The sequence below is a fragment of the uncultured Corynebacterium sp. genome (assembly GCF_937999985.1).
In the GTDB taxonomy this organism is placed as follows: Bacteria; Actinomycetota; Actinomycetes; order Mycobacteriales; family Mycobacteriaceae; genus Corynebacterium.
Window position 1 is genome coordinate 1 of the sequence record NZ_CALLDG010000168.1, and the last position, 1289, is coordinate 1289.

The following is a 1289-nucleotide window of genomic DNA, read 5'->3' on the forward strand; positions in this document are numbered from 1 at the left end:
ACGGTTGTGCATGCCCGCCCGTTGCCCTGTGATTAAGCGGGTCTAGCGCGGGTCAAGAAGGGCTAGTCCCTGGTGCCGACGGTGTGGACGATCATCACGTCGCACTCCGCCTGGCGCGCCGCATCGGCTGGCACGCTGCCCAGCAGGCGCCCGGTCAGCGAGTTAATGCCACGGTTGCCGACCACCAGCAGGTCCGCTTCCTCGCTCTTGACGATGCTCATCAGCGCCTCCACCGGGTCGCCTTCCTTCAGCACCGCGCGAACCTTCTTGGCTCCCTCGCGTTCGGCTTCTTTTCGTGCGGACGCCAACACCTCAGCCGCGGACATCTCCCCTTCCACTGCAGTGGTCTGCTTGGTCGCGGTATCCGCGTGCTCCCCCACATACGCGCTGGCCAGGACGAGCTCCGCGTCCATGGCGGCGGCTACGCCTGCGGCGCGTCGCACTGCTAGAAAAGAAGATTCCGACCCATCGGTTCCGACCACGACTGTGTTGTACATAACTCTAATATTACAACCCAGCTTCGATCATGCCCCGCAGTTCCTTTTTTAGGTCCGCAATTTCATCGCGGAGGCGACCGGCGAGCTCGAACTTCAACTCCTTCGCCGCGGACTTCATCTGTTCCGTCATGTCCTGGATCAGCTTCTCCAGCTGCGGGCGAGCCATCGGTTCCTCGCTGGAACCGCGCACCAGCGCCCAGTCGGCCTCGGGCGATTCGCCCCGCCCACCGGCACTGGAATCGGCGCCGGCGCCGCCTGCGGCGTCCGCACCAGATTCCGCTTCGAGCTCCGCGACCTGGTCCAAGATGTCGGCGATCTTCTTGCGCAAAGGCTGCGGGTCAATGCCGTGCTCTTCGTTGTAGGCGATCTGCTTGGCCCGACGGCGCTCCGTCTCGTCGATGGCGTACTGCATCGAGTCGGTGACCTTGTCGGCGTACATGATGACCTCACCGGAGACGTTACGGGCTGCACGGCCAATGGTCTGGATCAGCGAGCGTTCGGAGCGCAGGAAGCCCTCCTTGTCCGCATCCAGGATGGCCACCAGCGAGACTTCCGGGAGGTCCAAGCCCTCACGCAGCAGGTTGATGCCCACTAGCACGTCGAACTCGCCCAGGCGCAGCTGGCGGAGCAGCTCCACGCGCTTGAGGGTATCGATGTCGGAGTGCATGTAGCGGACCTTCACGCCGTGCTCCAGCAGGTAGTCGGTGAGGTCCTCGGCCATGCGCTTGGTCAGGGTGGTGACCAGCACGCGCTCGTTGTTCTCGGTGCGCTGGCGGATCTGCTCGATCAGGT

The 1289-nt window shown here is 64.0% G+C and carries 2 protein-coding genes; both read right to left on the reverse strand.

Annotation, left to right across the window (positions count from 1 at the left end; all coding sequences use genetic code 11):
- Positions 1-62: 62 nt before the first annotated feature.
- Entirely contained in the window at positions 63-497 is a 435-nt protein-coding gene (locus Q0331_RS08035) for a universal stress protein (RefSeq protein ID WP_298075865.1), read from the reverse strand.
- Between the two features lie 10 nt (positions 498-507).
- The coding region (locus Q0331_RS08040) for a helicase-related protein (protein WP_298075866.1) at positions 508-1289 on the reverse strand (782 nt) is incomplete at its 5' end.

What these genes read in the sequence shown, in the direction of transcription:
- Q0331_RS08035 (WP_298075865.1), bottom strand. Translation starts at nt 497, where the DNA reads ATGTACAACACAGTCGTGGTCGGAACCGATGGGTCGGAATCTTCTTTT.